Origin of the sequence: Gilliamella sp. B3023, assembly GCF_026536845.1 — a bacterium.
In the GTDB taxonomy this organism is placed as follows: Bacteria; Pseudomonadota; Gammaproteobacteria; order Enterobacterales; family Orbaceae; genus Gilliamella; species Gilliamella apicola_E.
In genome coordinates this window covers 1-10,440 of sequence record NZ_JAFNNH010000029.1, presented here as the reverse complement: position 1 = coordinate 10,440, position 10,440 = coordinate 1, and the positions used below count along the sequence as shown (strand labels likewise).

Sequence of the window (10,440 nt, the reverse complement as noted above, 5' to 3'; positions counted from 1 at the left end):
CACTACCAGCTATCATCCTGCCGCCTGTAATTTGCGGTGCTCTAATTTCAGTGCCCGCTATTAATCTATCGCCTCGCATAGTACCGGTAGCAATTAAATCACCATCCAAGAACATCGCTGGCTCAACCCATTGTGCGCCGTTATACATCCTGGCTTCTGAGTGAGCAACTTTACCTGCGCCGTCTAATGAGTAGATAATTAATGTGGTATCACGGGCAGGATAAAATCCGAATTCACGATAAAACATTTGAGTAGCATCATCATTGTTAGTTGGGAATTTACCGTCCTGTGTTTGAATTCTAAATAATCCCCCCGCGCCATTTTCTGCAATTAAAGTTTTGGTATTAGCGATGAACATATCGGAACGACCGACCACATTAACCGCATTAACTCCGTACCAGTATTCAGTATCGGGTTGACAATCAACATCAGTAAGTGTCATTGCTCGACCAAGATAATTAGTTTTTGCTTCAACTTCGGCTTTGGTTGTACCTTTGTAGAATTCAAACTGAGTACCCAAACTGGATACAGATGTCATAACAGGGCGCATAGCAACATTAAAACTGCTTGGCGTGAGCACTAAACCCGACGGTTTAGCTGGAGGTAAAATAGAAAATGCAATCGTGGTTTCATCGCCCAGCCGCCCATCTTCTGCTACTCCTCTGACTGTTGCATTGAACTTGCCTTGTTGCAGGTCTGACAGATAATACTCAGTATCATTTACCGTTTCACGGCTAATTAATTTATCATCACGATAGATTTTTACTTCGAATTTCAGATTTTGAATCGTTCTTGGTGTTGACCATGACAAACGAGCTTGATATAGATCGGATTCGGGTATAATTTCAGCTTGTAACTGCTCAACGGGCGGAATTGACCAACCTAAAATACTACCGTTTTCCGCTTCGAATTTAGCGCCGTTATCAACAATTTCTTCTTTCTTAGGCTCGTGTTGTAGCGCAGTAATAGAATAAGTCCCATCATCATTTTCAGCAATAGTCAATGCTTTAAATAATCGTGGTTTTATCTTATTGTCATATAAGCCCCAGACAGAATACTCATCCACATTAACACTATTCAACAAAACAAGCTGATTTGGTTTAATTTGTTCTTGAATTTTGACTTTTTGTAGCTTCATATTTGTGTCCGTGACACTTATATATGCATTTTTCATATTTTTAATGTCAACATCACGATCTAACGTAATGGTGCTACCATTTGTTTCTAAAATTCGCCCGCCGATTGTGGTACCTGCAAAATCATTATCAGCAATACCAATAATGTCGCCCGGAAAGTGACGAATACCTTCTCGCCCCACGCTAAAGGTAACGGTTTGTGTCTCTAATTTTTCAGTTTGAATTAACCATTTCCCAATCCTGTGCGCTTGCCCTCGAGATGTACAGCCGAACGCATCAATTTGTTCTACATTTAATCCAAACCGTTTAATTAACTCATCATCAGCAACGTATTCGGTTGCTGTTTCCCAGTTATTACTTGGGTCAATATAACGCACATGCACCGCCGTATGTCTTGATTTTTGCGATGCTGAGGTATAGTTGAACTGCCCGTCTACCACGTTAGCATTTGCGTAAATTGCCACAGGATCGCTTGGTCTATCCATGACAGCTGTATAATGCATTCCATCCCAAATTGGCATCGCCCGAAATATCGAGCATAAATCATGAATAACATCGTACGCCTGCCGTTGCTCAGTAATGTAGCAATTGCAGGTAAACCGTGGCTCTTTACCGCCAAAGCCGTCGTCAACTAGCTGGTCACAATATTGAGCAATCGTGTATAGTGCAAATTTATCAACACCAAATTGACCGATTCGGTTACCCATTCCGTAACGTATGTTAGTCAAAATATCGTAAAATATCCACGCCGGATTGTTGGTCCAAGCAAGCTTAAAATTACCCGACCAAAAGCCTTTATACTCTCGTATATTTGGGTCGTAGTTGTCGGGTACTTTAACTATCATCCCTTTAATAAGATAATTTCGGCGTGGTACACCACTGAACTGCGATGAATCAAACTTCAAGCCAACAATAGCCGTATTCGGATATGAAAATTTAGTATCATAGATTTCGGTGTATGAACTCCATAGCGTATTATTAACTAACAATGATGATGCGCTATCTGGGGTCTTGCGCACAACTCGAATATTAAACGGTTTTTGTGGTAAATCATCTAAAATGACAGAAGTTAAATATTGTGAGCGTGTTTTTTTATCGATTAAATCAACTTTTTTTGCTGTTTTCCATACGTCATCGACACCTATTTGAACTTCCATTGATACTGATGTTCTATTTATGTTGCCCTTATTGTCTGTTGAGCTTAACGATTGTACACCAACAGTTATACGTATCCTATCAACATTAGGATCAGTAATGGTTCGCACGATTGGCGCTGTTGCTTTTACTTCTAAGTTTACTGGCACTTCGTTTTCTGTTGCTGGAAACCCCTCAAGAGGAGCTTGTGACTGAATACCTGCCGTCCATTCTACTTCAACACCATTGAAATTATATGAACCATCTGGAGCTTGAATTGGTGTATCATTTAATAATACGCTTTGTAGTCCGTTTACTGGCCCCTCTATCTGCCCTTCGCATAATAAATCAATAATGCTTAATTGTTGGCGGGATTTTAGGTTATCTTGAGCTTCCTTTGGTGTTTTTGATTTTTTTGAACCTTTACCCATTTTTCTTTCCTTTTAAGATTTCACCCCATGGAATTGGTGTCGATGTTTTTAATCTATTTTATTTATTCATCTAGTGTTTCAAGCCCTTGTGATAAGACTTTAGAGCCGATTTTTGTTAATCCATAGCAAAGTGGTACCGGTGCACCTTGCCCTATTGTGTTATCTAAGTTTGAAAAATAAGTGTTATTGTTTTTATCGCCTACTAGCTTATCGGTCTTTGGTAATTTTGTTAGCATCTGTGCAACACCGCCAATCATCATACCCAAGCCTGATGCCATTAATGGATAACCCACGGGAGTCCAGTAAAAAATAGCCCCGATAACAAACATCACCGCACCAGCAATAAAGCTGAACGCCCCACCTTTCGCACCCTCTGTTTTAGGTACAATATGGATAACGGCATCTTGTGGTATTCGGCTATGCAGACCAAACTGTAAATTGTCCTCATCCATATCTACGCCGTTAATCCGGACTCGGAAATAGCCATCTATAATCTGCTTTTTCAAGCCTTTTATCTGGCAATATAAGCCATTCAATGCCTCTGATGCTGTTTCAACGCTCATATTGAACTTATCGCCATATTGTTTAAGATTGCCGTAAAAGCGAATGATTGCCATTGTTTATGTCTCCAAACTGAATGTGTGTACTTAAGCCAAAATCCGTCATATAAATCTCGTTTAGAGAGACGGTTTGGACAATGATGCAAAATAAATTGTTTACCAATATAGATAGCAGCATGATTTGGTATTGTTGAACCAAGACAAACCAAGATGACATCGCCCTCTTGAATATCCTCAACCTGTTTAAACTCATTTTTAGGCAATAAATCCAAGTAAAGGTTTTTTCCTTTGTGCCACCAGTCGTCTTGACGCTCATAATCGGGTAAATTGATGCCGGTTAACATGTACGCATCTCGCACCAATGTAAGGCAGTCGATCTCACCGTGATTAAATTCACGCCCTAGTAATGGCTTGACACACCTGAATTTGTGAATTTTATTGTTGCAAACCAACCACCAGTCTAATCCTGTTTGTTGCTGATAAAACTGGTCAGCTTCACTCAGGATAGGCAAACCATTTGGGTGAGAGTGAACTACAGCTGTTATAACGCCACTTTCTTCCGTTTTTATCCAATCCTCGGTTGCTATTTCGAATGTTTCGGTTGGTGTAGGTGAGATGTTATTGCAAGGCAGGTAAGTTTTATTATCAATAACAAATCCGCAACACTCAGCCTCACCGCATTGTTTAGCGTGATTAAATATCTGTGTTTTCATAATTAATTAAGAGACTTTAGCGGCAGCTGGAAAACCACCGAATGGAAGAATACCGTATTGGCCAAAACGAAGCTTACAGCCATTTAGGCAACGGCTACATTTATCTTTAGTGATGTCGTTAGTCGGCTTATCAAATTCATCAGCTACAGGTCCACCGGTATAACCGCACTCAGACGAGCGATATATCCAGCTACAGGTATTAGCAATAATTACACGAGCAGGAATTAATGCGCCATCAGACTCACACGGTAATGCTAATTCAAATGTAACCACCATTGAGTTTTGTTGTTTGACTTGTTCAATAACATAATTTGAAACGATTTCACAAAATGGATCGGCATATTGATTACCGTTCTCAAAATTCACCGCGTCTAAGTATTTAACATGCACTTCGTGACGTGTGACAATTGCGCCAAGTAAGCCGTCAAAATCAGAAACTAAGCCCGTAATAAAGCCCATAGCATTACTAACACTCATAGTTGGACGATTGCTTACACCCTGCCCACTCTTCTCAAAACCTTCCACTTTTATGGGATAAGGTTCATAGACATTACCCTGCCAAGTTATCGGTTGTCTCAAGTCGTTAACGCCATTGTGAAATCGAAATATCGTTTTATTGCCAACGATTTTAGTTAAATCGACTTCGTATAAATCAATAATCGCATCTTGTGCAATTTTGGTTATATCAATTAGCATTTTTTTTGGTATCATGCTACTACCTCCTCAAATGTCGCGGTTATTGTTGTTACTGTGTTCATAACGTTAGATGTCCAAGATGAGCATTTAACTGTTATTAATCGGTTCGTGTTAACCTCTCGCCATTTAAATGCATACAATCCACCATGACGTGTTAAAAAATCATTAATGTGATGCGCATCTTCTCGTGCAACTTTTAGCGTGACATTGTAAGAACGTAAATCGTTATTAATACCGTCTTTAATTCGTTGCTCGTAGCCGTCTCCAAGCTTAATGGTTTTTATTTTCGGCTCGGCTTTTTCACTCATGTTTGGAGCAACTTGCCAATGAAATGTTTCCATAATTTTCTCCAGGCAATAAAAAACCACCCAAAGGTGGTTTGATTTTTATAATAGTCTTTTAATTTTATTTCTAAATTTTCGTAAACCCATTTTTCTGTAGATATATTGTACTTAAGGTTTATTGAATAACGATTCCTAATAATGCCACCAAAGCTATTTTAAGCATCAACATCGCCCCCGATGTAATAATGGCACTCTCCATCAAGTTCGCCAATATCAATAAACCGCTTTTTCCTGGATATGGAAAATCCGCTGTAGAAGGTGTTTTAATCTTGATTTGACTATATATTGAGCTTGGTTCCAAGCGTCTGTAACTATATCTGGGCAAGTTTTTTACCTCAATCAACCAAAGCAATACCAATTAAGCTAATCAAAATAATCTTTTTCATACCATTAATTTTATTTAAAATATTAGTAATATGGCATGAAATTTAAACTATTAAATCAACGTTTATTTAGTAGCCCTCCTGGTCGCCGCTCATATTGGATTTGCAAACGGATGGCTTCCTTTATACTTTTACCTAATTGTTTTCCTTCCGCATCAGATAAACCTCTATCACCAATATTAACGGGCACATTGACAGTTATATTACTGCCTGATTTACTTGATGTTTGCAAGAAATCTTTTAAATCTGCGTTTGTTCTAGCGTCTACAACACGTTCACCTTTATTTAATAACCACGTACCCTCACGTGGAATGCTGTCAATACCACTATGTGCCATACCTGAAATGGTTTGTGCTGCGATTAGCCCAACATTTGTCATTCCCAGCCCCATGACAACATTAGCCATAATTTCACCGTATGGTTCCCCCAATTCCCGAGCTTTATTTGCTGCAACAAGAGTACTTATTGTTGCTTGCGCAATAGCAGACGCTTTACTAGCAATAAACATCACTTTATAAGCCGTTGACGATTCTCCTGCAGTCTCTTTGAACATTTCAGCAATTGATCCAGTTAATGATGAAAATGTACCTAATGTTGCCAATGTATATGCATCTTGAATATCATTCTGTTTTTTCTGCATTTTCTCTTCAATCTTAACAATAGCATCAGCATATTCTTGTTGTTTTATTTTCTTTTCTTTCAATAAATCATCGAATAATTTTAATTGTTGATTATGCCAATCTTGAAGCTTTTTATCATCTTCTGCAACGTTCAATAAATCGCTACCAATCCCATTATAAGAGTTGTTATAACTGAAAGTTGGCACTGATTCCGCGGATTTGTTGAACATTTTATCAAGTAATTCTTCACGTTCTTTAAGTGACAAATTAGCTTTTTCGGCAATACTTAATTGCTCTTTAAATGTATCAAGTTGTTGCTCAGCGGGGCTACGCAACGAATCAAGAATTGATTTATATTCTTTTTGCGCGTTAAGTCGATCAAGTTCAGCAGCTTTTGTTTCTAACGTTGTTTTCTGAATTTCAGATAGTTTACTTAGTTCACCCTCAGCTATCTGACGACGGACCTTTTGCAATTCGGTAATATCAGTATAAGCGTTGATCTGATTATTAAGCCGATCAAGTTGATTTTTATAAATATCAGCCGTGCTCTTGCCAGTTTTTTTTTGTGCTAATTTCTCTTGTTCTTTATAATTTTCTCGTAATTTTTGAACCAATAAAGTTAGTTTTTGGAGCAACGAATCTTCCATTTGACCGGATAAATCCGCTCCTTTTGCTAATGCACTTAAAGCTGATGCGTGTTCAAGTGCAGCATCACCAGCTGCGCGTTGTAATCCTGCCAATACATACGCGGTTTCTCCATTTTTATCTGCTTTTAATTTATTTACTTCGAGCTCTTGGTTGAGCACACCGAGTTGGTTTTCTAAATTTGGGAAATCTGCAATATCAAGCTTTTTAATACTTGTTCCTGTTTTTTCAGATGCTTTAACAACTGCATCTAATTTTTCTCTGTTTTCTGCTAATTCTTCCGACGTTAATAACAAGTCCTTTAATAAATTTCCAAGCGAGATACCAAACTGATCGCTTCCGTTCACCGCTTCAACAAATTTAATGTTAACTTCTCCGGTGCGGTCGCTAAATTCTTTGCCATAAATACGGCCTTTTTCAAGCTGTTCAATTAACTCTTTATATTTCGTAATGAATTCTGACAACGCATTTTTATCTCCATCATCAAAATAACTTTCAGCCGCGGGATAGGTGCCTTTACTATTTGGTTTATATTTTGTTAACCTTTTCCTTAGCTCATTTTGTAAGTTATTAAGTTTCTCATCCGCACTTTTTGAATTAGCTTCGACATTAACTGTTAGTTCAGATATTATTGTTTGTTGATGTGCTTTGCCTGCTTCTTTATATTTAGCAATAAGTTCATCCAAGGGCAGTTGCAATTCCTCAAGCGGCTTTTTAGCTTTATCAGCTCCATCGCCCATCATTAAAAATCCGGCACCAACCGAAAACAGTGTAGTAGCTAAACCTACCGGACCACCTAACAACCCAAGCAAACCGCTACCGGCACGAGACAGCAGACCAAATTTATTGGTCAGTGCGTTTACATTCGCTTGTGATGCAGCTAATGCTGCATTAGCCTGAGTTTGACGATTAATAGCTGCTGTTAAATTGTTTTGAGCAATTAAATTTGCTTTTAAACCAACAGCACGTTGAGCCTCAAATCTTGCAGCGTTTACTTCAGCAACCGCTTTTAATTGCAAACTTTTGACTGCAGATAATTCTGCTTGTGCATTTGATATTTGCGCAGTTATATTTCCTAAAGTCGTTTTTGTTGCATTGACTATAGATTCAGATAAACGTCCAAAATATCGTGATAGGCCAATACCAACAAAAGCCGCCCCAGCTCCTGATACTAAATCAATATTATCAGCGACAAGCTTTAAGCCACCAGCAACTCTCTGTGTAAAACCTACACTACTGTTTAAATTACCAATTAATACATTAAAGTTATTTGATAGCTGAGTAAAACCATCTTTGACAGTATTTCCCATCTCATCAACAAGTTCACCAGTCCGATCTTTTGCTGCTATCATTGCATCGGCTAATTGACGCATTGAAATTTGACCATTTGAACCTAACTGTATGACTGACTTTTCTGCCCAACCTGTTGATTTAGATAACTCATTAACAATATTAGGCGTTGATAACATTAGTGATTCCCACTGTTTACTGCTAACTCGACCTGTTATCATTGAATTTGTTATGGCGTCGATGTTTGTTTTAACTTTATCTGCTCCTGTAGCATTTAAAGTATAGCTGTTTGACATCGCCTCGATAAAATCAAGTGTCTGTTCTGTGCTATAACCTAAATCATGCATTGATGATGCGGTAGATACGTATAATTCTTGCGAATCACTTATTGATTTAGCATTACGATTGCTTATTTCAAGTAATCTATCTTGAACTAGGTTGTAACTATCAACAGACCCTTCTACTGAAGTAATAGCCATTTTGACGCGAGCAGCAGCCTGCCCCCAGTTATCGGCCATATTTATAACACTAGTAAAGTCAAAACTACCAATATAAGCAGCAGCTACTTTTAACGCAGACGATTTTAAATGAGTTAATTGGGTATTCATTGCTTGAATTGAGCGATTATTATTAGCAATGTATATATCAAAACGTTTTGACCGGTCTTCCATTGTTTTGTAATAACCCTTACCTATAATTAATGCCCGATTCATTTCTCGTTGATATGATGATGAGTCGGCGGTAATTCGTATTGCTAATTCTTGCAATTTTGCCATCTTTATTTCCCTAATAATTTAGATATAGCCTCAAACATACTGATAGGCTCTTTCTTTTCTTCTCTGAATTTCATCAAACAGTCTTCAAAATCAACTTTAGCTCCCTGAGAACGATAAACAGCTGATGTGATTTGTGCAGAGTGCCAGTCATGTCGCTCATCACCTATTGGATTTAATCTATCAAATGCAACCCAATAATAAAATTCACTAGATGAAAGTGATTTCTCAAGCTCGGCGAGTGTTTTACCGAGCCTGAGAGCAAGTTTAAGTTTGAAAAAAAGTTCAGAGTCAGAGCTTACTTTTTTTCTGCTTCCTCAATGGGCTTTTCAGATAACCCAATTAGATCAATTGATTTATTTACAATACGTGTATGAATTGGACCGTAGTTTTTTACTAAACTCTCAATATCAACGTCTTTGTTAAAAACTGGATCACCTTTTTCATCAATATAAACCGATGCGAAAAGTTCTGCCTCAGCTTTAATTTTCAAGATATCTTTTTCTCGAACAGATGTTTTTTTGTTTTCATTAATTGATTCAATAGTTTTAATATAACGTGCGAAATCAAGATGAAGCGGTTCACGCACAAACACCTCACTTTTCCATTCAGGAACCGTAAATGATGTGGTGCGATAACCACAATTCTTAGCAATAGCGACTTTTCTAAGATTCATTATTTATTCTCCGTTGTACGTGTTGATGAGGTTGGCTCAGTAAATTCAAATTTACCTTTAACTTTAAATGAAAAAGAGCCTGTCACAATACCATTTTTAGCGCCTTTAAATTCATAACTCGTAACACGAGCAATCCAGTCAATTGAACTTCCATCTTCATATTTAATCTGGAATGGATAGTTATCACCAGTTTCATATGATTTACGTAAAATTTTCTGTCCAGTATTACCCAAAACAAAATTAACATTCATTGATACCGTCGCTTCTGCTGGTAAACCACTTATTGTTTCTTTTGTAATTGATGCTAATGTTGAAACATCTATTTCTTCACCTTCTGGGGCGGTCATTGAATAATCGGTCGTAGTCCCTTCAAGGCTTGATTTGGCCATTCCGGATGTTATAAATTTAAGTGACGGCGCATTTCCGACGAAAAATCCAATATCTTTTGTTTTAGTATATTCACTTAGAACTTGTGTTTGAGCTTCAGACATATTAATTCTCCAAAAATAAAAAAACCGCAGTTGAGCGGCATAAAATTTAATATTGATTGTTTATTGATTATAATATTTTATATTCAGCATGATAAAATAAGACTTTTCAAGCTTAATATTAATGATAATGAATGGTTTTATTAGTGTTAGTTTTTCATATAGTTGTTCTTTAATGATTTTCTTCAAGTAAGGTTGAAGCATAAATATCTATTTGTAAAAAATTTTCAAATGATGATTAAACAAATTTAGCATCATATATACCTCCAGTATTTTCGTTTAACATGTAAAAATAGGCTAGTGCCCTATGATAGGGCTTAAAAACAATGCCATAATCCTTTTGATTTTCTTATCTATTATCGCGATAATTCACATAAATTTTTTTTATTAATTGTTATTTATTGACATTATCTAATACTAAAATTGCTGGAAATTTGTTAATGTTTTTTTCTTACGTATTTATAGTAAAATTCTAATTAGTCATCTTTCTTATTGCCCTTTTATCTGCATTACACTTCTCAATGACATTTAATAAATGCTCGTTATATCGG

The 10,440-nt window shown here is 37.1% G+C and carries 8 protein-coding genes; all 8 read right to left on the bottom strand.

Features of this window, described 5'->3' with window-relative positions; genetic code table 11:
- Positions 1–2,701, bottom strand: a 2,701-nt coding sequence (locus J3U16_RS11720) for a host specificity protein J (protein ID WP_267343148.1), incomplete at its 3' end; no start/stop codon positions are given.
- A 62-nt stretch (positions 2,702–2,763) separates the two neighbouring features.
- Positions 2,764–3,318: a hypothetical protein gene (locus tag J3U16_RS11715; protein ID WP_267343146.1), complete on the bottom strand. Its 555-nt coding sequence runs from the start codon at positions 3,316–3,318 to the stop codon at positions 2,764–2,766.
- Positions 3,261–3,977 (bottom strand): C40 family peptidase, encoded by a 717-nt coding sequence (locus J3U16_RS11710; protein ID WP_267330373.1) that lies wholly within the window; start codon positions 3,975–3,977, stop codon positions 3,261–3,263. The genes J3U16_RS11715 and J3U16_RS11710 overlap by 58 nt, the downstream gene beginning before the upstream one ends.
- Positions 3,978–3,980: 3 nt before the next feature.
- Positions 3,981–4,685, bottom strand: coding sequence for a phage minor tail protein L (locus J3U16_RS11705; protein ID WP_267330263.1), 705 nt, complete (start codon positions 4,683–4,685; stop codon positions 3,981–3,983).
- On the bottom strand, positions 4,682–5,011 hold the full coding sequence (locus J3U16_RS11700) for a phage tail protein (RefSeq protein ID WP_267330262.1): 330 nt from the start codon (positions 5,009–5,011) through the stop codon (positions 4,682–4,684). The genes J3U16_RS11705 and J3U16_RS11700 overlap by 4 nt, the downstream gene beginning before the upstream one ends.
- Positions 5,012–5,455: 444 nt before the next feature.
- Positions 5,456–8,728, bottom strand: a complete 3,273-nt coding sequence (locus J3U16_RS11695; RefSeq protein ID WP_267330261.1) for a tape measure protein — start codon at positions 8,726–8,728, stop codon at positions 5,456–5,458.
- 295 nt (positions 8,729–9,023) lie between these two features.
- Entirely contained in the window at positions 9,024–9,401 is a 378-nt protein-coding gene (locus tag J3U16_RS11690) for a phage tail assembly chaperone (RefSeq protein WP_267330260.1), read from the bottom strand.
- A complete protein-coding gene (locus J3U16_RS11685; RefSeq protein ID WP_267330259.1) occupies positions 9,401–9,892 on the bottom strand; it encodes a phage tail tube protein in 492 nt (163 codons plus the stop codon). The genes J3U16_RS11690 and J3U16_RS11685 overlap by 1 nt, the downstream gene beginning before the upstream one ends.
- Positions 9,893–10,440 lie beyond the last annotated feature (548 nt).